The 22,837-nt window shown below is 59.0% G+C and carries 21 protein-coding genes and 1 tRNA gene; 20 read left to right on the plus strand and 2 right to left on the minus strand.

Features of this window, described 5'->3' with window-relative positions:
• Window positions 1-62: 62 nt before the first annotated feature.
• The 12 genes from NXC14_RS09775 (at window position 63) to NXC14_RS09830 (ending at window position 14,688) form a co-directional block, all read left to right on the plus strand.
• Entirely contained in the window at window positions 63-674 is a 612-nt protein-coding gene (locus NXC14_RS09775) for a phage tail protein (RefSeq protein ID WP_085777970.1), read from the plus strand.
• Window positions 674-3,055, plus strand: a complete 2,382-nt coding sequence (locus NXC14_RS09780) for a hypothetical protein (RefSeq protein ID WP_085777971.1) — start codon at window positions 674-676, stop codon at window positions 3,053-3,055. The genes NXC14_RS09775 and NXC14_RS09780 overlap by 1 nt, the downstream gene beginning before the upstream one ends.
• The gene (locus tag NXC14_RS09785; RefSeq protein ID WP_085777972.1) at window positions 3,055-3,519 is read left to right on the plus strand and encodes a hypothetical protein; all 465 of its coding nucleotides are present in this window, start codon (window positions 3,055-3,057) and stop codon (window positions 3,517-3,519) included. The genes NXC14_RS09780 and NXC14_RS09785 overlap by 1 nt, the downstream gene beginning before the upstream one ends.
• Entirely contained in the window at window positions 3,512-4,051 is a 540-nt protein-coding gene (locus tag NXC14_RS09790) for a hypothetical protein (protein ID WP_085777973.1), read from the plus strand. The genes NXC14_RS09785 and NXC14_RS09790 overlap by 8 nt, the downstream gene beginning before the upstream one ends.
• On the plus strand, window positions 4,051-6,060 hold the full coding sequence (locus NXC14_RS09795) for a hypothetical protein (RefSeq protein ID WP_085777974.1): 2,010 nt from the start codon (window positions 4,051-4,053) through the stop codon (window positions 6,058-6,060). Before NXC14_RS09790 ends, NXC14_RS09795 begins: the two co-directional genes overlap by 1 nt.
• Before the next feature lie 9 nt (window positions 6,061-6,069).
• Window positions 6,070-9,843, plus strand: coding sequence for a transglycosylase SLT domain-containing protein (locus NXC14_RS09800; RefSeq protein WP_085777975.1), 3,774 nt, complete (start codon window positions 6,070-6,072; stop codon window positions 9,841-9,843).
• Between the two features lie 63 nt (window positions 9,844-9,906).
• Window positions 9,907-11,154 carry a phage tail fiber protein gene (locus NXC14_RS09805; protein WP_085777976.1) on the plus strand — a complete coding sequence of 416 codons (1,248 nt, stop codon included), beginning with the start codon at window positions 9,907-9,909 and terminating at the stop codon, window positions 11,152-11,154.
• Between the two features lie 2 nt (window positions 11,155-11,156).
• Window positions 11,157-11,747, plus strand: coding sequence for a hypothetical protein (locus tag NXC14_RS09810; protein WP_085777977.1), 591 nt, complete (start codon window positions 11,157-11,159; stop codon window positions 11,745-11,747).
• Window positions 11,747-11,995: a hypothetical protein gene (locus tag NXC14_RS09815; protein ID WP_085777978.1), complete on the plus strand. Its 249-nt coding sequence runs from the start codon at window positions 11,747-11,749 to the stop codon at window positions 11,993-11,995. The genes NXC14_RS09810 and NXC14_RS09815 overlap by 1 nt, the downstream gene beginning before the upstream one ends.
• A complete protein-coding gene (locus NXC14_RS09820; protein WP_085777979.1) occupies window positions 11,995-12,216 on the plus strand; it encodes a hypothetical protein in 222 nt (73 codons plus the stop codon). The genes NXC14_RS09815 and NXC14_RS09820 overlap by 1 nt, the downstream gene beginning before the upstream one ends.
• Window positions 12,217-12,341: 125 nt before the next feature.
• Window positions 12,342-14,030, plus strand: coding sequence for a phage terminase large subunit (terL, locus tag NXC14_RS09825; protein WP_085777980.1), 1,689 nt, complete (start codon window positions 12,342-12,344; stop codon window positions 14,028-14,030).
• Between the two features lie 244 nt (window positions 14,031-14,274).
• Window positions 14,275-14,688: a hypothetical protein gene (locus tag NXC14_RS09830; RefSeq protein ID WP_085777981.1), complete on the plus strand. Its 414-nt coding sequence runs from the start codon at window positions 14,275-14,277 to the stop codon at window positions 14,686-14,688.
• A gap of 477 nt (window positions 14,689-15,165) precedes the next feature.
• Here NXC14_RS09830 and NXC14_RS09835 read toward each other — a convergent pair whose 3' ends face one another.
• A complete protein-coding gene (locus NXC14_RS09835; protein WP_157131391.1) occupies window positions 15,166-16,020 on the minus strand; it encodes a hypothetical protein in 855 nt (284 codons plus the stop codon).
• Between the two features lie 667 nt (window positions 16,021-16,687).
• On the opposite strand from NXC14_RS09835, the gene NXC14_RS09840 reads away from it, so the two are divergent.
• The 5 genes from NXC14_RS09840 (at window position 16,688) to NXC14_RS09855 (ending at window position 19,268) form a co-directional block, all read left to right on the plus strand.
• Window positions 16,688-17,455: a hypothetical protein gene (locus tag NXC14_RS09840; protein WP_085777983.1), complete on the plus strand. Its 768-nt coding sequence runs from the start codon at window positions 16,688-16,690 to the stop codon at window positions 17,453-17,455.
• 106 nt (window positions 17,456-17,561) lie between these two features.
• Entirely contained in the window at window positions 17,562-17,780 is a 219-nt protein-coding gene (locus NXC14_RS09845) for a hypothetical protein (protein WP_157131392.1), read from the plus strand.
• A gap of 2 nt (window positions 17,781-17,782) precedes the next feature.
• Window positions 17,783-18,007 carry a hypothetical protein gene (locus NXC14_RS09850; RefSeq protein ID WP_085777985.1) on the plus strand — a complete coding sequence of 75 codons (225 nt, stop codon included), beginning with the start codon at window positions 17,783-17,785 and terminating at the stop codon, window positions 18,005-18,007.
• Window positions 18,007-18,171: a hypothetical protein gene (locus NXC14_RS32370; protein WP_157131393.1), complete on the plus strand. Its 165-nt coding sequence runs from the start codon at window positions 18,007-18,009 to the stop codon at window positions 18,169-18,171. Before NXC14_RS09850 ends, NXC14_RS32370 begins: the two co-directional genes overlap by 1 nt.
• Before the next feature lie 710 nt (window positions 18,172-18,881).
• Window positions 18,882-19,268, plus strand: a complete 387-nt coding sequence (locus tag NXC14_RS09855) for a MarR family winged helix-turn-helix transcriptional regulator (protein WP_085777986.1) — start codon at window positions 18,882-18,884, stop codon at window positions 19,266-19,268.
• On the opposite strand, the gene NXC14_RS09860 is transcribed toward NXC14_RS09855, so the two are convergent.
• Window positions 19,256-19,340, minus strand: a tRNA-Leu gene (locus tag NXC14_RS09860). The genes NXC14_RS09855 and NXC14_RS09860 overlap by 13 nt on opposite strands.
• Before the next feature lie 18 nt (window positions 19,341-19,358).
• Here NXC14_RS09860 and NXC14_RS33855 point away from each other — a divergent pair.
• The 3 genes from NXC14_RS33855 (at window position 19,359) to NXC14_RS09875 (ending at window position 22,730) form a co-directional block, all read left to right on the plus strand.
• Window positions 19,359-20,375 (plus strand): site-specific integrase, encoded by a 1,017-nt coding sequence (locus tag NXC14_RS33855; RefSeq protein WP_157131394.1) that lies wholly within the window; start codon window positions 19,359-19,361, stop codon window positions 20,373-20,375.
• 348 nt (window positions 20,376-20,723) lie between these two features.
• Entirely contained in the window at window positions 20,724-22,208 is a 1,485-nt protein-coding gene (gene tig, locus NXC14_RS09870; protein WP_085777988.1) for a trigger factor, read from the plus strand.
• A 99-nt stretch (window positions 22,209-22,307) separates the two neighbouring features.
• Window positions 22,308-22,730, plus strand: a complete 423-nt coding sequence (locus tag NXC14_RS09875) for a ketosteroid isomerase (RefSeq protein ID WP_085780054.1) — start codon at window positions 22,308-22,310, stop codon at window positions 22,728-22,730.
• Window positions 22,731-22,837 lie beyond the last annotated feature (107 nt).

A 22,837-nucleotide genomic window follows, 5' to 3' on the forward strand; every position in this document is an offset into this window, starting at 1 on the left:
CCAGCCACCACACACTTCATCAGGCCCGCCATCGCGCGGGCTTTTTCTTTTTCAGGATCATCATGCCCGTCCTCGTCCCAACTCCCACCACGGAGCTTGAGGCGATCAACCTCATGCTGTCCGTCATCGGTGAAAGCCCAGTCAACACGGCTGAGGATACCGGTGTCGTCGACGCGGTGATCGCCCGTCAAATCCTCTTCCAGTCCAGCCGAGATGTTCAGCTTGTGGGCTGGCACTGGAACACCGAAATCGACTACCCGATTGCCGCCAGCTTCCCCGAAGGTGAGCTTCAGCTTCCCCCGAACACCCTCAAGGTTGACACCACGGGAGCCGACGAGGGCGTCGATCTAGTCCAGCGAGGCAATCGCCTCTACGACCGCAAGAACCACACCTTCACGGTCGGCCGGACGGTCTACGTCGAGATCGTCCTTTTCCTCCCATTTGACCAGCTCCCTGAGGCTGCCCGCTCCTATATCGTGATGCGCGCTGCTCGTCAGTTTCAGGAGCGCATGGTCGGCTCGGAGACCATCTGGCAGTTCAACTCCAGGGACGAGCTGAAGTCGTGGTCGAACCTCCTGTCAGCCGAAGCTGAGACCCTCGATCTGAACGTGTTCAGGGACAACCCGTCCGTACAGCGCGTGACCAATCGACTGCCCCCAGGAGACCTCGTCTAATGGCTGGGGCGCTTATCTCAACAACCATCCCGAACCTGATCAACGGCGTCTCCCAGCAGCCCTATGCGCTCCGTCTGGCGAGTCAGTGCGAGTTGCAGGAGAATGCCCATAGCTCGGTCGTCGAGGGGCTGCGAAAGCGCCCTGGCACCACGCATAAGGCCAAGATCACCAACGCTCCTGCAGGCGAGCTGTTCACGCACACCATCAACCGCGACCGAACGGAGCAGTATGAGGTGATCGTCGGCAATCAGGCACTGAAGGTCTACGACCTGAAGACGGGCACGGAGAAGACCGTGGCCTTCCCCAACGGGACCGCGTATCTCACCGCGACTGACCCTCGGTCTGCCTTCAAGGCGGTGACGATTGCTGACTACACGTTCCTCATCAACCGCACCATAACGGTCGAGCAGGACACCACGTTATCGACTTCTCGGCAGCCTGAGGCAATCGTGTGGATCAAGCAGGGGTCCTATGGCACCCGATATGCGATCAACCTGAATGGCAACACGGCCGAGGTGAACACGCCTGACGGTTCGGTGTCCTCGCACATCACCCAGGTCCAGACGGACACCATTGCCGCCAATCTGATCACGGCCATTAACTCCCAGGCCCCAGGCTTCACGTTCTCCCGTAATGGCTCCAGCATCTGGATCAGGAAGAACGACGGCGGGGACTTTACGATCAACGTCACGGACAGCCAGGGCGACCAAGCGACGAAGCTCGTCAAGCGCTCCGTCCAGCGTTTTTCCGATCTGCCGGCCAAGGGCTTCGACGGTTTCGGTGTCGAGATCGCGGGGGACCAGTCGTCCTCATTCGATAACTATTACGTCAAGTTCCAGACCAGCAGCGGCACCGAGTCGGGCGTCTGGGTTGAGAGCGTGAAAGGCGGACAAGCGATCCGCCTGAAGGCTTCGACCATGGCCCATGCGCTGGTACGCGAGGCCAACGGAACGTTCACCTTCAAGCAGGTGACCTGGGAAGACCGGAAGGTCGGAGACCTTGAAAGCAGCCCAATGCCCTCCTTTGTGGGCAAGAAGCTGAACGACATCTTCTTCCACCGCAACCGTCTTGGCTTTGTCGCGGACGAGAATGTCTGCTTCTCGCGGGCCAGCGATTTCTTCAACTTCTTCCGCTCGTCGGCCACTCAGGTTCTCGACACCGACCCCATCGACGCTGCCGTGTCGCACATCAAGGTCTCCATCCTGCAGCATGCAATCCCGTTCAATGAAACGCTGCTGCTCTTCTCGGAGCAGACCCAGTTTCAGCTCGGTGCTGTCGATCTGCTCACACCTGAGACCATCACGATCAACCAGACGACCGAGTTCGAATGCTCCCTAAAGGCGCGGCCGGTCGGCTCGGGCCGGAACATCTACTTCACCTTCAACCGAGGGGAGTTCTCAGGACTTCGGGAGTATTACGTCGACGGCGATACCAAGACGAATGACGCGAACGATGTGACCTCGCACGTCCCGGCCTATGTGCCGAAGGACATTTCGAAGATGGCAGCGTCCTCCTCCGAGGACACCATCGCCATGCTGTCGGAGACTGAGCGCAATACGATCTACGTCTATAAATACTACTGGAACGATCAGGAGAAACTCCAGTCGGCGTGGTATAAGTGGACGTTCCCCGAGACCGACACGATCCTCTCGGTCGAGTTCGTCGAGAGCAATCTCTACCTCGTCATCCGCCGAGCAGACGGCGTGTTCATCGAGAGTATGTCGGTAAATCCTGGGACCACGGACACGGGCTTTGAGTTCGGCCTCCACCTCGACCGAAAGGTGACCGAGGCGAGTTGCACGGTCAGCTACAACGCGGCCACGAACAAGACCACGATCACGCCACCGTATGCCTTGGAAGCTGCATTGCTGCCCGCAAATGGGCAGTACACGATCATCGCCCGTGACGGTGACCCGATCAAGAAGACAGGGCAGGTGATCCCATACACCCTCAGCGGTAATGCGCTAGTGGTGGCAGGCCAGCTCACCAACTTCTTCGTGGGCCGGAACTACGTTATGCGCTATCGCTTCTCGACATTCGTCATCAAGGAGGAGGCGGTCGGCGGTGGCCAGATGACGGTAGGCGAGGGGCGTATCCAGCTCCGCAAGGCCAACCTGACCTATGACCTCAGTGGCTACTTCCGCGTCGAGGTGACGCCTCTCAGGAGGGACACCTACTCCTACATCTTCTCGGGCCGCGTTATCGGCTCGGCCAAGAATGTGGTGGGTGAGGTGGCGGTCGACAGGGGGCGCTTTGCGTTCCCGATCATGTCGAAGAATGACGCGGTCACAATCGACCTTATCAACGATACCTTCCTCCCATGCGCTTTCCTGAGCGCCGAGTGGGAGGCCCTTTATGTCATCCGTTCAAAGAGGCTGTGATGCTGGAAACACGTCGCTCGCTTCCTGAGGACGTGACCTATCTAGCCCCGAGACTTCGTGAAGCTGACCTGAGGGAACTGCAAGCTGCTGGCTCTGCTGGCGCTGAACAGTCCCTTCAGGACGGCCTCAGGCTCTCGAAGGACTGCATCACGATCATCAATGAGGACGACAAGCCGGTTGCCATGTTTGGCGTCTGCCCGTCCTCCGAGATCGATGTGGGATATGTCTGGCTCCTCGGTAGCGACGAGATCAAACAGAACAAGACACGGTTTCTTCGCCACTCCAAGCGGTGGTTGGAGACCCTTCACCAAGATTTTCCGGTCCTCACCAACTTCGTCGATCAGCGCAATACGGTCCACCTTCTGTGGCTCCGCTGGCTAGGCTTCAAGTTCCTGAGGACTGTCAACGCAATGGGGCCGGGAAACCTGCCCTTCTACGAATTTGTGAGGATAAGCAATGTGTGACCCCGTCTCGATGATCGGGTTAGCCATCGGCGCAGCTCAGCAAGTCGTCAGCTTTCAGGCGCAATCTCAGGCCGCGAACGAGCAGAACCGGCTCTATGCTGAGAACGCCAAGCGGGCCAATCAGACTGCCCGCGACCAGATGTTCCAGACCCAGCAGCGCATGCTGCAGGAGCAAGAGAAGGCCGGCGCTGAGAAGGCTGACAATCTCCGCGATGCACGTGAGGCTAAGGCAACCGCAACAGTGGCAGCCGGCGAGGGCGGTGTGGCAGGCCTCTCGGTCGATGCCCTGCTGGCCGAGTTTGATGGCCGCGCGGCGACCGCGAACGACCGCATCGACCAGAACACCGATTGGACCCTGGCCCAGCTCAACAATGAAATGAAGGGCATTCGCTCGAACGCCGAGGACCGCATCAACTCGGTCCAGCGAGCCGCCAAGCCGTCCTTCTTCGATGCTGGTCTCAGGATCGCAGGTGCCGGTCTCGATTCCTACAACGACTATAAAGCCCGTCAGAGGACGGCAGGGAGAACCTAATGGCACGTCTGCCGGGGCTGAGGCCCATCAACGAAGAGAGCCGCCGCTCCGGTGGTGGCCAGAACCGAGGTCGCGTCCATACCCCCTCTGCTGATAACATCAGGGTGCCGGGACTGTCCCCATCGGCTTCCCCAGTCGACACCTTCGCTCGTCCCGAGCAGGCACCGATCGGATCGAACGGCTGGGAGAGCTTGGCGAAGTCGCTTGCCTCCATCCAGCCGAGCATCAGCAACTTCCTGAACACCCAGGCCGCTGAGCGCCAAGACGATGATGTGACCGCAGTCCGCCAAGCGTTCCTGCAGAAGTCCCCCGAGGATGTCCGCAAGGCCATCAGAGAGGGCTCCGTTCCCGGCCTCACGAGCCTCGCCGGCAGGGAGCTGGCAGGGGAACGACTGGCCTATGACAGGTCGCTGCAGATCATGTCGGCCTACCAAACTGATTTCGACCGGGAGACCGGCGATATTGACGGCTTCATCCGCGACCAGATCAAGGATGACTTGACAGAGTTCGGCGGGGACAAGGTCCTCATGAGCGCCTACACGAAGCAGATCGGGAACCTCACCGAGAAGCTCCGAACCCAGTCGGTCGACGACCACTCTACCTTCGAGATGGAGCGTCGGCAGGGCGATCTGTTCGAGAAGTGGTCCTCCAAGTCCACCTTCAATCGCGCTGAGGGTATGGCTCCGGCTGAGGTTGCGGCCGGCATGTTCGGGGAGTTCACGAAGAACCAAGAACTGCTGCGCGTCCCGTTCCAGAAGCAGCAGGAGATGATGCTCCAGCTTGCCGATCAGGCAGCTACGCGGGGCGATTACGACCTTGCCAAGTCGATTCTTCAGCACGAGCGCACCGATGGTCCCTATAAGGGCAGTCTCATGACGGACGCCAAGGTGGGCGATACGGCCTCGAAGCTGTTCGCTCGCATTGACGCTGACCAGACGAAGGAGCGGATGGCGGCTGACGAGGAGAACCTTTATAGCCAGGGCGTGGCAGCCGCTGAGGCAGGCTCGATCCAGTCCATCGGTGATGCCCAGGTCCGCGATAAGAGCGGTGATCTGAAGACTATCACGGCCGACTCCCAGAAGAAGGAGGTCGCCAATCGACTGATTACGAAGGCGGCTGAGGAGGCAGCTTACCGGGAGAAAGACCCCGAGAAGCGGCCGGCCCTCGCTCGTCGGCTGGAGAAGGAGAAGTTCGTCGGCTCCGGTCTGGAGCATCCAGTCTGGTTCAAAGCAATGAACGCTGCCCCCGGCCAGATCAACCTGAACGCGGCCACGGGTGAAATACCGCCGTCAGCAAAGGACGCCTTCGACACCTACCTCGATCTCTATAAGGACAGCCCTCAGTACCTCGCCAAGAACCTGAATAAGGACGCCTTGGAGTTCTTCGAGGCTGCCCGCATAGCCGAGGAAGTTGGGAACGCAGGGACGCCCGATGGTGCCCTGAGGCTGGCCCACATGGTCACGCAAGACCCGAACCAAATGGATGAAGCCCTGAAGCTGAAGTACGAGAGCATCGACAATGCGGTCAACTCCGCGGTGTCGAACTCGACTGGCTGGGTGGACTGGGCGTTTGGTAAGCAGGCCGCTGGAAACCAGAACTTCGTCAGGACCGAGATCGTCCGCCTCGCGAAGCAGTACGCACTGCTCGGGAAGGACAACGACGAGGCCATCGAACAGGCCCGTCAGACCTTCGAGAAGAACCACATCAATGTGGCCGGCTCCTACATCAAGAACGATAAGCGCTTGCCCGCTGACTTCGAGCCACTCGTCAACCAGTACCTCACCGAGTTCGTCGAGAAGCACAAAGAGCTGAACTACGACATCGACGATCTGACCATCTCCCAGGGCAACGGCACTGGCGCGTACTTCATCGTGCGCAAGTCCGACCGCATGCCGGCGTCCGTCGACGCGGACGATTGGAACTTCTCATTCAAGCAACTGGACGAACTGCGGAAGCGCAACCGCGATCAGAAGATCGACGAGGTGACGAAGAAGCAGAACGAACGCTAAGGAACCCTCATGGCCGACATCAGGTCTATCATCACCGATGCTGCAGCCCGCTATGGCGTCGACCCCGAATACGCCCTCAAGACGGCCCAGATCGAAAGCGGTCTCAACCCTCACGCTCAGAACAAAGGCTCCTCCGCAGGGGGCCTTTTTCAGTTCATCGACAGCACCTGGGGGAAGTACGGAAAGGGCGCGTCGAAGTACGATGCCTACGCCTCTGCAGACGCCTTCATGCGCTTCACGGTGGACAATCAGAACTACCTCAAGAAGAAGCTCGGCCGTGACCTGTCGAACGGCGAACTTTACCTCGCTCATCAGCAGGGGGCGGGCGGTGCGTTGAACCTCCTGGCCAACCCGAACGCCATGGCAGTCGACCTTATCGGCCGTGCTGCAGTGATCGGGAACGCCGGCCAGACGGGTATGACAGCCTCTGAGTTCGCCAGCCTCTGGACCAAGAAGATGGACGGTACCACGGTCGGCAATGGCCCCTCAGGCATCGTTTTGCCGGGATCAATGGGAAACTCTCAGAACCCTGGTGACTACTCGGTCCACGATCAGGGCCGCATCAGCGCTTCCGATGTCGTGCCCACGATGAACCTGACGCGCGCCGAAGAGGTCCAGCAGGAGAAGGATCGCGTTGCTGCTCAGCCGTCCTACGGCGAGGCAATCAAGACCGCTGTGAAGAACGAGTGGTCGGTACTGACACCCTTTCGCGCGCTGGGCCACTACGATCCTGAACCGGACTACAAGCTCACCAAGGAGAAACTCGAAGCCTTCGGCCGAAGCATTCCCGACGATTACCTCGACGAGTTCGAGGACGCGGTTTCTGATGAGCATGCTGAGGCCATCCGCAACAGGCTCCTGACGCAGCTCGAAGACAACCAGAAGATCGCCTCTCTGGGCACTGCCGGCACGATCATCTCCATGGGAGCTGCCTTGACTGACCCCGGCGCTATCGCTGCAACGGCAGCTATCGGGGCGGTGACGGGCGGCTTCGGCGTACCGGCTGCGGTCGCTGCTCGCCTCGGCCGAGTTGGCTTGGTAGGGCTCGCTGCCGCTGAGGGCGTGGCCGGCAACCTCGCCACTGACATCCCCCTCGCGGCTGTCGACCCGACCCGTGATGTGTCCTTCGACGATCTCAAATATAGCATCGGTACGGGCCTCGTGATGGGCGGTACGATGGGAGCCTTTCGTCGAAACCCGATGCTCAACGAGGAGGCCAAGCAGGTCGCCCGTATCGGGGAGCAGATGCGCAACGATGCCCTGACCCCCGCCAATCCCGGTTCGGTCGGTGCTGCTGCAGCCATGGGTGACAACTTCACCCGCTCCGACACCAGCAACCTGATCGACGACTTCAAGCGCCTCGATCCCAAGGGCAAGTTCCTGAACTGGCGGGTCGACAGCGTGGGTCAGCTCATGGCCTCAAAGAACCCGATGGCCCAAGCCGTGGCTCGATACCTCGGTGAAGATGGCGTTAGGGCCGCAAAGGGAAGCGGAGTGGTGACCGAGATCGCCGCCACCGAGCGCATGCAGCGCCGGCTTCGAGTGGCCCAGATCAACTGGTACCGGGGCTATGGCGATGCGTGGAAGAAGTTCCGCAAGGCCAATGGCATCAGTGCCTTCAACAGCAAGGATGCCGAGCTAAGGTTCAAGGAGCAGATCGCTGACTACATCCGCGAGGAGAGCCCCGCCGTGCGCGCTCAGTTCCCCGCTGAGGTGAAGCAGGCAGCGGGCGCATTCCAGTCGGAGATGAAGTCCTTCTGGCAGGAAGCTCAGAAGCTGGGCATCACGAGGTCGGAGCACGGGGTGGAGAACTACTTCCCCCGCTATGCGCACCTCGCCAAGGCCACCAAGCTGATCAAAGAGGTCGGCTACAGCATGGACCGCAAGGGTGGCCTCACGGACCTCTTCGCAGGGGCCATCCTGAAGAAGCAGCCGGGGCTGGAGCCGCAGATCGCCAAGCGCATGGGCTACGCCGTCCTCGACCGCTTCCAGAAGCTCAGCTCTGGGGAGGAGATGTTCGGTAGCGGCCACCTAGGCTTCGACCTCGACGACCTCGAAGTGGAGCTGAAGAACTACCTCTCGGACGATGAGATCGCCAACGTTAAGGCGTGGGCATCACGTAATGAGAAGAAGGCCGATGAGGCCTCTGGACCGGCCCGTATGAAGGCCCGCATCATGCTCGATGAGAACCATCTGGGCGAGGTCTGGGACAAGCACGGCGCTCGCCGGCAAGTCAGCATCTCTGACTTCTACGTCAAGGACCCCCACACAGCCTTCCAGCTCTACGCTCGCAACATGAGCGGCCAGCTCGCTATGGCCCGCATGCAGGTGCGAGACCCTGAGACTGGCGCGCTGCTGATAGACGGGATCAAGAATGGGAATGACTGGACGAAGCTGAAGAACCAGATCAAGTCCGTGGGCGAGGCGACAGGCGCAGACAACAAGCTCGACGAGAAGAACCTCGACTTCCTCTACTCGGCCATCACCGGCACCCCGTTACAGGGGATCGACAGGGGCTCTGACGGGGCCACCTTCCTGCGCATGCTGAGGGATTTCAACTTCCTCCGTCTCATGGGTCAGGTCGGCTTCTCGCAGGTTCCTGAGTTCGGTCGTGTGGTCGCCCAGGCGGGCATCAAGACCACGTTCCAGGCTGTCCCGTCATTCCGTCACCTTCTCGACATGGCTCGCTCGGGCAAGATGACTGACGAGGTGGCCGAAGAGCTGGACGCTCTGGGTGCCTTCGGCAGCGACTACGAGCGTACCGCTCACTACCTCGATACCGATGAGCTGGGCGTTCCAGTGACCAGCGGGACAGACTCGGCGATGCAACGCGTGGCCGGCGCGGTGAACCCCAAGCTCCACGCCATGAACCGCTTCGTCTCGATGGGCTCTGGCATGGCCCCGATCAACCGCGTGTTCCAGAAGTGGTCGGCCCGTGCGGCTGCCGTCAAGTTCACCAAGATGGCGATGTTCGGGGACAAGATCGATGCCGAGCGTCTCCGCGCCCTCGGGCTGGATAAGGATGCTGCCGAGAAGATCTTCGAAGCGATCAGGACGAACGCCACCTTTAAGGGCGGTGTGAAGTCCCCCTCGAAGCTCCGCAGCCTGGGCATCAAGAACTGGGATGGCAACACGCTCGCGGCGTTCGAGGATGCGATGTTTCGGCTGAACCGGACGATGATCCTTGAGAACGATCCCGGCCAGATGCACCGATGGATGGCTCACCCGATGGGCCAGATGATGATGCAGTTCCGCACATTTGCTATGGCTGCCCACACGAAGGCTCTCCTGCAGGGCCTGAACATGCGCGATATGCCGGCCATCAACGGCGCTTTGGCGTCCAGCTTCCTCGGCGCTGCAGTTTACGCAGGCCAAACGCACCTCAACCTGCTCGGCAGGCAGGACCGCGAGAAGCAACTGAAGGAGCGCCTCTCGTGGGATAAGCTTGGCCTTGCGGGGTTCGCTCGATCTTCCGAAAGCGCTCTGGTCCCGATGTTCGCTGATATCGGCTGGCAGTTCTTCGACGATGAGCCGATCTTCGACACCCGCTCGTCGGGCTTGAAGACGACCGTGCAGGGCGCTCTTGGTAACCCGACAGGCGACCTCGTCTCGACAGGCATTGCCGGCATTGCTGGGGTCACGTCGGCCCTGGCCGGCGACGACTACTCACAGACCGACTGGCAGAACCTGACCCGCGTCCTGCCGTTCTCCCGCATGATGGGCGCGATCCAGTTCCTCAACTGGGCCGGCTCTGGCTTGCCTCGACGCGAGCTTCGGGACTGAACCACCTCACAACGGCCCTCGGGGAAACTCGGGGGCCTTTTCCATTTCAACAGTGAGACACTCATGGCTCTTGCTTATGCTCAATCCCTCGGGGACGGGGTTACGACCATCTTCACGGTCCCCTTTCCCTACATCTCCAAGACCCACGTTCAGGTGAAGGTCGACGGGGTTGCGGTTGCCTACACCTGGCTGTCGCCTACCTCAGTCCAAATCACGCCGGCACCGGGCGTCGACAAGATCGTTGATCGCCGCCGTGTGACCCCTCGCGACACCCTTCTGGTGGACTTTGTCGACGGCTCCACTCTGGTCGAAAGCGACCTCGATCTGTCGGCGCTGCAGGTGTTCTACCTTGCGCAGGAATCCTTCGACCTGGGTGAGGCTTCCCTCGGCGTGACCGAAGATGGTTCCTTCTCGGCGCTCGGCCGGCGCATCTCGAATGTCCTAACGCCGACTCAGGCTAACGATGTCGCCACCAAGCAGTTCGTCGAAGACGGCGTGACCTCGGGCGTGAACATCGCCACCCAGAAGGCTGCTGAGGCATCGGCCTACGCCGTCGCTGCGGCTACCTCTGAGACAGACGCTGCGGCCTCTGCGTCCTCGGCCAGCGCGTCAAAGACGGTGGCCACGACTAAGGCCAGCGAAGCTGCCACCAGCGCCACCAATGCTGCAGGCTCTGCAACCACCGCTGCCACCAGGGCCACCGAGGCTGCTGCTAGCGCCGCAGAAGCTCTAGGTTACCGCAACACCGCTTCCACCAAGGCCGCTGAAGCTGCGGCTAGTGCGGCTGCCGCTGCCACCTTCGACCCGTCGACCTTCTACACCAAGACGGAGATCAATACCTCCCTCGCGGGGAAGTTTGACAAGGTCGGCGGTACGGCAACCGGCGACATCAACATCATGAAGAGTAGTCCGGTCCTTTCGCTTCAGAATACCGATGCTGGTGCCAACAAGTGGGCCGTCCTCAGCTATTCTGACGGCAAACTATATTTCCAGAAGCAGACCGGCACTATTGTCAACGCCCTGGTCGTAGGAGCTGACGGCTCGATCACGACTGGGCAATTCGGCGATCTCGATTCCCGGATTGAAGCCCGCGCGACCGCCTGGGCGAACGACCGCGTATCTAAGCTAGCGTTCCGTAAGGTCAGTTCCAGTTCCTTCACGATACCGGACAACGGCCTGATGATGTGCCCAGCGGGTGCCGTGTTTACCGGGATGAACATGCAGGGCACTTCGAACAACCCCGCCATGCACTACCACTACCTGCAATCCTATGACCCCGTCCGTGGCTGGGTCACGTTCAGCGGATCATAATCATGGAAATTGTAAACTTCGGCCTCTTCAAGCCCCTGAACGACACGGGCATCATCTTCTACCAGAACGAACATCAGCAGGACTGGTACGATCTCCGCAAGGGTCTCACGAACTGGAACGAGAAGGGCGACTTTGTCGACGCGGTCTATGGAGCCTGGGTTCTCGTCCAGCCCGAGGATGGAAGCTCGACTGACGGTGTCGTGACCAATGTGGAATACGATCCCTCGCGCTTGGTCCCCCACAACAAGATCGTAGTCGGCGTCGATGCTGCACCTTCTGAGATCGCTTCGGGGATGCTCTTCCAGGCCGGCGCTTTCCTCCCAGCCCCTCCGGTAATCGAGCCGATGCCGAACCTCTCGCCCCGTCAGCTTTGGCTGGCCGCGCTGGAGATCAACACGACCAAGGCCCAAGTCATGGCCCAGATCGGCACGATCACGGACGCCAAGCTCCGCGCCACGCTTGAGATCGAGCTGACCGAACCGCCCCTCCAGGGCTACGTCCGGAATAGCTTTGCGGTCGAGCGGCTGCGCGAGATGATGGGCATTCCGGTCGATCAGTTCGACGCCCTCTGGCTCTGGGCAGGAACCCTGTAATGGAACACATGAACACCGAGGCCCTGCTGTTGATCGGCAGGGTCGAGGGCAAGGTGGACACGCTCATCAGCCTGTCGTCGGCGCAGTCGCAGCGCATCGACCAGCTAGAGGGGCGGATGTCGGCGGGGGAGGTGGACATCGCCTCCCTCAAGGCCAAGGCATCTACCAACCAGTCCTTCATCACCAACATCACTGCAATCCTCGCCCTGATCGTCGCCGCGATCTCGGCCTATCTGAGCTACAAGTAATGGACCTCAAGGAAATCCTTTCGCTGCTCCATGCGGAAATGGCCCAGAAGCTCCTCGACAAGGTCAGGAGCGGAGAGGTCACGGCAGCCGAGCTGAACGTGGCCCGCCAGTTCCTCAAGGACAACAACATCGACTCAGTGCCGAAGGAAGGCAGCCCGCTGAAGAACCTCGCGGATGATCTGCCCTTCACAGGCGACGACGACCGCCCCTCCTACAATTAAACCCTCACAGCCCCCTGCGGCTCGACTCAGGGCGCGCAACAGCGGCCTCTAGGCTACTACCCTAGCCGGGAGCGCTGGTGCGCGTCTGTGAGCTGCTGTGGTCTGTTTAATCCACTGGTGGATATATGACAGCCAACGGCCTGAAGTCAGGCACCCATCTCAGCCCCGCCATCGACCCGCTGAAGAAGGACTTTCGAAACTTCCTCTTCGTGGTGTGGAAGCACCTTAACCTTCCGGTCCCGACCGCAGTTCAATACGACATCGCCGGCTACCTTCAGCACGGCCCCAAGCGTTGCGTGATCGAAGCCTTCCGAGGCGTGGGCAAGTCCTACGTCACCTCGGCCTTCGTGGTCTGGCTCCTGTACTGCAACCCCCAGCTCAACATCCTCGTGGTCTCAGCCTCGAAGGACCGCTCCGACCAATTCTCCAGCTTCACCAAGAGGCTGATAGCTGAGATGCCAATCTTGGCCCACCTCCGCGCCCAGGCAGGGCAGCGCGACTCGATGGTGGCCTTCGATGTCGGCCCAGCCCGCAACTCTCACTCCCCCTCCGTCAAGTCCGTTGGCATCACCGGCCAGCTCGCCGGCTCCCGTGCTGACATCATCATCGCGGACGACGTTGAGGTTCCCAACAACTCCATGACTCAGCTCCAGCGCGACCAGCTCTCGGAGCGCGTGAAGGAGTTCGACGCTATTCTGAAACCCCTGCCGACCAGCCGCATCATTTACCTCGGCACCCCGCAGACGGAGATGAGTCTCTACAATCGGCTGCCCGAACGCGGCTACGAAATCCGCATCTGGCCGGCCCGCGTCCCGAATGATCCCGAGCGCTACCTCGGTCGCCTCTCGAAGTTCGTGATGGACATGATCGAGGCTGGCGCTCAGCCGCGTGAGCCAGTCGATCCCCAGCGCTTCCAAGAGCAGGACTTGATCGAGCGTGAGGCTTCCTACGCCCGCTCTGGCTTCGCCCTGCAGTTCATGCTCGACACCTCGCTCAGCGACCAAGACAAATACCCGCTGAAGCTCTCCGACTTGATCGTCTCCTCGCTCGATCCTCGCATGGCCCCCGCCAAGCTGGTCTGGTGCAACGACCCTGACAAGGTGATCTCTGATCTCCCGGCAGTCGGCCTTCAGGGTGACCGTCTGCATCGCCCGATGTGGGTGGCCAATGAGATGGCTGAATACACAGGCTCTGTCATGGCCATCGACCCCTCGGGCAACGGCGGCGACGAGACGGCCTATGCCATCGTGAAGATACTCCACGGCAACCTCTTCTTGGTGGCTTCAGGGGGCTTCAAGGAAGGCTATTCGGAGGCGACCCTCCAGGCGCTCGCCATGCTCGGCGCGACCCACAACGTCAACCGCGTGATCGTCGAAGGCAACTTCGGTGACGGCATGTTCACCCAGCTCCTCAAGCCGGTGTTCGCTCGCGTCCATCCAGTGACCATTGAGGAGGTGAAGCACTCGACACAGAAGGAGCGCCGCATTTGCGATGTTCTGGAACCCGTCATGAACCAGCACCGCCTTGTGGTGGATGCCCAGGTCATCAAGCGTGACCACGAGGCCGAGCCTCACAGGCAGCTCTTCTACCAGCTCACCCGCATCACCCGCGACCGTGGCGCTCTCGTGAAAGACGACCGCCTCGATGCCCTGGCTATCGCCGTGGGCTACTGGGTCGAGCACATGTCCAGAGACACGAACAAGGCTGCCGACGAACACAAGACGGCGCTGCTCGAACAGGAGCTGAGGAGCTTCGCTGAGCACGTCTTCGGCATGCAGGGTGAAGACAGCCTTAGGTGGATCAGTATCGGTTGAGAGACAACCCTTAATTACCACCCACTTAAGGAGAACCCCGAGAGGGGAAGACCGGAATAAAGGGTGAGGAGAGGGGACTGATGAAAAAGAGTCCTCTCTCCGAATGATCTTTATGATGGATGGAGGTGGAAGAACCCCCATCCACCAACTCCCTATCCCCAGAGGAAACCTTAAGGGGAACCTATAAGGGATTGCCCGCGACTCATCGGTTGTGTATCTCCGAGGTTCACTACTGGGGGACCACATGACGAGACTGCTCAAGACCATTGCCCTGATCTCACTCGGGGCTGTTTCCGGCTGCGTGACAATGGACAGCGCCAAGCCTGCTATGGAGGCCATGAAGGGGCAACCCATCAGCGCGGCTATCGCCAAGCTCGGCTACCCTGATAGCGAGATGAGCATCGCCGGCAAGAAGGTCTATACGTGGAATAACCACGACAGCGGCTCCTACACCGTGCCCACATACAATACCGCCACGACCTATGTGAACGGCCAGCCGATCTACTCGAACATCCAAGGCTCGCGGACGACCAGCTACGACTACCAGTGCAAGCTGAAGGTCATAGCCAGCCAGACCGACGAGATCGAAAACTTCGAATGGGATGGCGACATCGGCGGCTGCGAGGCATTCGCCATGCGGCTGCAGAAGAAGAGCTGACATGCTGGAGTGGTGGGGAAAGAGTGATCGCTGGATGATCGCCCTGGTGCTCGTCATCGGGGTGCTGTGTGCTGCTCTGAAGCTCGCCACGGGTTGACGCCGCGCGCCCACCTGATTCCCTCGCTACCGCTCGGTCATCAGGTGTCAAGTCCTATGGGCTCACTGAGAGTTACCTTTAGGGGTACTCAAAATGTTTGCTGCAAAAATCTGAGAGGTCAAATCAGATAAGAGGCTCGGGCAGTTCCCCCCGTGGCCCCTCGATCTGCGCCCTCATCGACCCTTCCGGCTGCCCTTCTGACACATCGTCATGACACATGCAGGTTAAACCATTGAAATCATTGATGTGTAGAGCAGATGAACGATCTGCATTCCGTCACATGCCCAGCGCTTGCGATCCCTTGGACGGCTGATCGACGAATGTTCTCACGTTCGTTTCTTCTGGGGTGATAATGTGTTTTCGGGGCATCGCGAATGATCTCACGCGGGGTGCGCATCATTCCCCTTCAACAGGTATGTTACGAACGAAGCGCAGACGCCCAGCATGAATAGTGCATCCCGCTCGGTCACATTCGCATCGCCCTGATCAAACAGCGAGTGCCGCACGCCTTGCTCGTTACTAGTGTAGGCATAGAGCTTCTCAAGGGCTATTCGAAAAGCTTCATGCATAGGCTCGGCCTTATTGAGCGCCTTTAAAGCACCCGCAAAACTTCCTGTTTGACCGGTCTTCTTGAAAGCCACAGCTTCCACGGCATGAATACTTTCCCTGACTGAACCCGCGTAATCACCTGCCGTTAATGCCGTGGAAGCTTTAGATATATGCGAGCGTACGCCTTCCATGCCTGAGGAGTTTGCCAACTTCACCGCCCTAACTATCGCCTCGCCTTCTTCCGGGGAAGCAACAGGAACGATGTTCCAATCCTCTAGCCGATATGCAGCGCGCTCGGACTTCATTATATTGCCGATCCATTGAGCCACTTCGGGGTTTCTAAGCGCCCTTACGAACCACTCAACGAAGCCGAAAACATCCGAGAAAGATGCCTCTGGCGCGAATTTCCTCTTCCACAGTTTGATGATTTTGTCCGTTTGGTTGTCCCATTCATCGATAAGGATATTTTCCCTTTCGATCATGTACCGCTTAGCCACGCGGCGGATTGGATCATCAAGATAAGTACTGTTGCCGTACATCTTGCTTTTTTGGATTTGGGTGTGGATTAAATCCCATAGACGGGCTTTGAGTACTGGGCTCACTTCATCCAATTTGAGTTGAGAAGGCAGAGGATCGATTCCCATTGCTTGCTCAAAGGTAATTGAACTTCGGTAGTTGTTGCTCATGTCCCGGTCCGATTGAGTCGCGTCAATTACATGAGCATGACACAACCAATGATCCTAGTGATCGGGCAAAAACAAACTCTGACTCAAAATCAACAACTTAGCTGGGGTCGATGAGTTTTTCACAATCTGCCACTTTACAATCAACTCACCAGTGAATATATCTAGCTCACCAAATCGGGGCGGCACTGGTCGGCCTGAGGCGGAGGTGAGGGGCAGACAGGCCGCTCGGTTCTTTGACAATCGAATAGGTACGGGGCTGATGCTGCCCTGCTGATGAGGCCAAGCCATGGCCGAAACCATCCACCAGTGAATTGCTCAAGCTTATCATTGAGGGCAACGCCTAGCTGCCTTGAATGGTGCGCTTGCTGGCCATGATGAATGGCCCACGAAAGCCCGCACTCGGAAGCCGCGACGACACAGCGGCACCGCAGGGGGATTAGCCATGCTCACATGGTCAATCACTCTTCGTTGGAAAAAGAAAAAGACCACGGTCTGGATCACCGTGGCCCTTTATCTAACCCTCTAGCGAAGGGGCTCTATGGTCGAAAGGCCATAGGGCTCCTGCATCCTACTCAAACCCTCAAGCGACCGCAAGGCGGCTATACAGGGCACATCAAGGGCTTGGTGCGTCTCGATATATCCACCTGTGAATTAAAGGAGATGCGGCATGTTCAAAGGAACACTAATTCGGTCTGGCAACAATGCGAAGACGGTCAAGGGAGATGGCGAATATGAAACCGCCATTATGTACCTTGCGCCCTTCACTCTGGCAGGCTCGAACGTCTGCCCGATGGCGGAACAAGCGGGCTGTGTCAAAGGCTGCTTGAACACGGCAGGTAGGGGCGCTTTCAACAACGTCCAGAAGGCGCGCATAGCGAAGACGAAGCGTTACCTCAGTGACCGCAAGGCTTTCATGGCCGAATTGGTCAACGATCTGCAGCGCTTCGTTGCCTACTGCGACCGCAAGGGCGTGAAGCCTGCAGTCCGCTTGAACGGCACATCTGACATTCAATGGGAGGTGGCCCATCCTGCGCAGATCGTTGACTTCCGTGGTCGCGTTTATCGGTTCGGATCGATCTTTGAGGCTTTCCCAGAGATCAAATTTTACGACTACACGAAGGTTTACAAGCGGGCCTACCGCGATCTGCCGGTAAATTACACACTGGTCTTGAGCTACAGCGCTGCCAATGCGGCCTACGCTGAGGCTGTCACCAAGGCTGCCAGGGAAACCGGCGCGAACCTCGTTGTAGTCTATCGCAGCAAGGAAATCCGTGACGCTGTCGTTCAGTCAGGCCCCGATTACTACATCTCGTCTCGCCCGGTGATTGATGGTGACCAGACCGATCTCCGCTTCACAGACCCTAAAGGGGTGATTGTCGGGCTCTACGCTAAGGGGGCTGCCAAGGGCGACCGCTCGGGCTTCGTCGTCGGCTGAATAATCCACCAGTGAATTAAATGCCGAAACTGGCTGCCATGCGCGGCCGGTCGCGGGGCTTGGCATGCCCCCGCCTGACGATGGCTGCCGATTGAAGGGAATGCAGATGGCCCGAAAGCCGAGGAAGTATTACACGCTTGTCGCCCTTGTGGATGGCCGCTGGGGCGTTCAGTTCGGAGCATATGAGCGCGGCGACGTGGTGGCAGAACGCGCTGCCTATATTGAGAATGGTGAAGCCAAGGCCAAAGAGCTGAAGATCATCACCACGGGCGACAAGGTCGAAGAAATTAACGCGGCAGTCGCCAAGCTGAACGGGGAGGGCTGATCATGGCCCGCTACCTGCCCACCATCGACATTTGGGAGGTCCCCGAGGATGGCCGCGCATCGCTCCAGATCGGGCAATGGGTGAAGGCCGGTCCTGATGGCCCGAAAGGGCGCTTCTACGGGCAAGGCGCATCCACCGTTGTTGCCTTCCTGCCGAACGCTCGCGGTCGCTATCGGTCCTACATGGCCACCATACGCGACTATGGGCGCACTGTGAGGGCGCGCTGATGGCCGCTACCTACCACGTTCGCAAGGTTGCCAAGGGTCGCTGGGCGGTGACCTCAGTCATTCCTGGCTGGATCACACCAATCGGCACCTTCAGCAAGCGTTCGGCCGCAATCACCACAGCCCGTCTCCTGGCCGGCTGGCGGTCGGCTGTCGTCGTCCACTGATGCGCAACTAGTTGTATTTCTCCCGCGCCGGTTTACCACCTGATGAGGCCCTAAGGCCGAAACCTAGAGAACTGTCCAGTACGGTTCTCGACGGTCGTGGTTATCCACAGCAATCCACCGCTTTTGAACCTAAGGCTCCTTAGGTTCAACAAGGCGGACTGCTCTCCTGGTAAGTGCCTAATTTGACTTCGCTTTGGGCCATGAACGCCCGCGTATCATCACCATGTATCGGTGAAGCAGAGTTTTAGATTTTGCATGGCTGATATGCTCCTGATGCAGTGCTGGATAGGATATTTTTCCTATATCATTAACGAAAGTTAATGTGAAATCAGGCACATGCGCGACTCAGGGGGTAGATGAAACGACAACTATCTGCCTGTACCTATTCACCAGTGGCATTTTTGCTGCTTGTGGTGCGTATCAGGGCAGAGGTATATCCGCTTCCGTCCTGAAACGAGAACAGGACGCGAACGGCAAGTGAGGGGTTAATTAGTGCGCCTATTCAAAAAAACTAAGCGATTTGAAGTGTATATCGAGATCGAACGCTCTCGTATTCTGGATCGCTTTTTTAGCTACCGCTGCGACGACGGGAACCACGAGCTTTGGCTCGGTCGATGCTATATCACGCTGTTTATTGCACAAACCTAACCACGGGTGTATGGGTTCCATCGTACCGCCCCGGGCTGGGGCCAATAAGAGGGACACTCCACATGCCCAAGGCACTGTTTTCGCGCATGAGCGCGGTCATGAATGAGGTGCGCCAGCTCCAAGACGAGAAGGCGCTCATGTCGGTGCAGACCTTCGAGGTTTTCCTCGTGATCGCATCGAAGGAGGGCATAGCGTCCTCCGAAATCAGAAAGATAACGGGCATCCCGCAGCCGTCTGTAAGCCGTGCTTTGGGTGATCTCGGAGAGAAGGCCGTCCGCCGCGATGCGGAGGGCCTCAAGCTGATCAAGACCGAGCGCGATCCCAGCGATCTGCGCAATGTAGTCTGCTTCCTGACCCCGAAAGGGAAACTATTGGCTGCCCGAATAGCGCAGCTAATGGGCATCGACGACACCAAGGTAGACGGGTCGTTTGTAAGTGGTGCCCAGTGAGGGACTCGAACCCCCACACCTCTCGGCGCTTGGACCTAAACCAAGTGCGTCTACCAATTCCGCCAACTGGGCAACGAAAGGAGAATTGAATTGCCAGTTAAACCACGCGGCACTTCATGGCAAGCCGCAGTTTCGCACAAAGGTGTGCGGTATCGCAAAGACTTTCCGACCAAGTTAGAGGCCGAAATCTGGGAAGCCCAGACGAAGGCCGATCTGCTGGCCGGGAAGAAGGTGGAAACAGCCCCCAAGGCTGAGCCCATCATGACCCTTCAAGACCTCTTCGATCTGGTCGCTGAGACCCGATGGAAGGGCACCAAGGGCGAGAAGACGGCGCTGATCAATGGTCAGCACGTGGTCAACATCCTCGGTCCTCAGAGGGACGTGAAAACCCTCTGCTACGAGGACGGACTGACCATCAAGCGGACGGTCGCCGGCTGGCATCGGTCAGACGCCACGATCAACCGCAAGCTGGCTGCCTTCTCCACCATGGCGAAGGAAGCGCACAAGCTGGGCAAGCTCGACAAGCTCTTCGAAATCTGCCTGATCAAGGAACGCAAGACCCGCGTCAGGTGGTATGATGAGGACGAAATCGACGCCCAGTTGGCATGGTGCGAAGAGATGGCCGAGGATGAGCTGAGGGACTACATTGTCGTCTCTCTGGACACTGGCTTCCGGCAGGGTGAGGTATTGAAAATCACCAAGCGGGACGCCGAACTGGAAGACCTCTGGACCTACGATACGAAGGCCGGAACGAACCGGGATGTGCCGCTCACAGCCAGAGTGAAGGAAATCCTCCACCGCAGGGCCAAGCCACTCAACGACCCCGATGCGAAGCTCTTCAAGGAGAAACCGGCATGGTACCGGGATCGCTGGAAGAAGATGCAGTCTGACCTCGGGATGACTGACGACCACAACTACGTGCCGCACGTGCTGCGTCACACGTTCGCAACCAACCTGCTGCTGCACACGGACATCCGCACAGCACAGGAGCTGCTCGGTCACAAGCGCATCGAAACCACCCAGCGATATGCTCACACGTCAGCGGAGCGCAAGCGCCTTGCAATCCAGAAGCTGGCAGAGTATCAGGGGGCCGAAATCGGGGCGTGACACATGACACAATGTGCCATTTTCCCGTGACACAGCAGTAAGTAAAGGAAATGCACGTACTCTCAAGTCCCTGAAAAGCTTGAGCTTCCGGAGTAAGTAAAACGGGTGAATCAGATTTAGGTTCTGGTGCCGCAAGGCGTGGGAGTTCAAGTCTCTCTACCCGCACCAGGCTGTTTGCAGGGGGAGACTAAGAATTTAGTCCCCTGATACCCGGAAGCGAGTGCCGTTCCCCCTTGGGCGGAATGATGCAGGAATTGGGAAAAGCCACGCGCGGCACGCTGCCGGCGTCGTGCTCATAGAAACGAACGGCGTCTGGGCACGGCCGCCACGACATGAAGGTAGGAAGACATGCAGGTTATCGAAACGCTCGCTGAAGGGCTGAAGCGCGAAATCAAGGTCGTTATCCCGGCCAAGGACATGGAAGACAAGATGAATGAGCGTCTTGCCGATGTGAAGGACAAGGTCCGCATCAACGGCTTCCGTCCGGGCAAGGTCCCCGCTGCTCACCTGAAGAAGGTTTACGGCAAGTCGATCATGGCCGATCTCGTCAACGAGATCGTCCGCGAGCAGCCCGCCGCTATCCTGTCCAGCCGCGGCGAGAAGTCGGCCACGCAGCCGGAAATCGCCATGACTGAGGACAAGGACGAGGCCGACAAGATCCTCACCGCCCAGCAGGATTTCGAATTCACGCTGTCCTACGAAGTGCTGCCGCCGATTGAGCTTAAGTCCGTCAAGGGCATCAAGGTTACGCGCGAAGTCATCGATATCTCGGATGAGGAAGTCAACGAGCAGGTCCTGAAGGTCGCCGAAAGCGCCCGCTCCTACGAGAGCAAGACCGGCAAGGCCGCAAACGGCGACCGCGTCACCATGGATTATGTCGGCAAGGTCGACGGCGAAGCCTTCGAGGGCGGCACTGACCAGGGCGCCGAACTGGTGATCGGCTCCGGCCGTTTCATTCCGGGCTTCGAAGACCAGCTCGTCGGCGTCAAGGCCGGTGAAGAAAAGACCATCACCGTCACCTTCCCGGCCGACTATCCGGCCAAGAACCTCGCCGGCAAGGAAGCGACCTTCGACATCACGGTCAAGGATGTCGCAGCTCCGGGCGCTGTCGAAATCAACGACGAGCTCGCCTCCAAGCTCGGCATCGAATCTGCCGATCGCCTGAAGGAGATCGTCCGTGGCCAGATCGAATCGCAGTACGGCTCGCTGACCCGCCAGAAGCTGAAGCGCCAGATCCTCGATCAGCTCGACGAGATGTACAAGTTCGAGACTCCGGCTTCGCTGGTCGATGCCGAGTACAACGGCATCTGGAGCCAGGTGAACAACGACCTTGCCCAGTCGGGCAAGACCTTCGAGGACGAAGACACGACCGAAGAGAAGGCGCGTGAGGAATACAAGACGCTTGCCGAGCGTCGCGTCCGCCTCGGCCTCGTTCTCTCCGAGATCGGCGAAAAGGCCGGCGTCGAAGTCACCGAAGACGAGATGCAGCGCGCGATCTACGATCAGCTGCGCCAATATCCCGGTCAGGAAAAGCAGATCCTCGAATTCTTCCGCAGCCAGCCGGGCGCCGCCGCTTCGATCCGCGCCCCGATCTTCGAAGAGAAGGTCATCGATCACCTGCTGACCGAAATCGACGTCACCGACAAGAAGGTGACGAAGGAAGAACTGCTCGCCGAGGAAGAAGGCGAGACGAAGGCCGACACCAAGAAGGCCGCGCCGAAGAAGAAGGCTGCCGCCAAGGCCGAAGCTGCCGACGCCGGTGAAGGCGAAGAAGCCGCGCCGAAGAAGAAGGCTGCACCGAAGAAGAAGGCGGCTGACGAAAGCGCCGAATAATCGCTTTTCGGTTCTGAAACTTGGAAAGGCCCCGCCATCGTGCGGGGCTTTTTCTTTTCGGGTCATCCGGACGGGGTACTCGACGCCCTCTCCGGCATAATGACCGCAAAGAATGACATGAAGACGCTGGTAGAGGAAATCTATTCTGTGCGTGGTCGTGGCGACATCGAGGGTACGCTTGCGCTGCTCGGCGAGGGTTGTACCTTTCGCATGGTCGGCAATGCACGGCTGGCGCCTTTGACGATCGAATCGAGCGGGCATGACTTTCGCCAAACGATAACGCAGCTTATCACGGCATGGGATCTATCCAAGGTCAGGACGACCGGCATCTATGTGGATGAGGACGAGCAGATGGTCTTTGCCCATCGTGAAGGCGAGGTCAGACACATCCCGTCGGGCATAACCTTCTCTACGGAATTCGTCGACAATATCCATTTCCAGGATGGCAAACCGGTCAAGATCGTCGAATTCGTCGACACGCTACAAGTGGCCGAGACGAGCCGGATGATCCAAATTGCATAGAGCGTGGCGCGTCTCTGGGAGGTCGCGACGCGCTTTAGCCGAATCAAAGTCGGAGCCTCCAAGCTTCGCCTTGATGTCGCCTGTGATCTCCGGCCGGCGGGGAGTCG

This window comes from Rhizobium sp. NXC14 (assembly GCF_002117485.1).
In the GTDB taxonomy this organism is placed as follows: Bacteria; Pseudomonadota; Alphaproteobacteria; order Rhizobiales; family Rhizobiaceae; genus Rhizobium.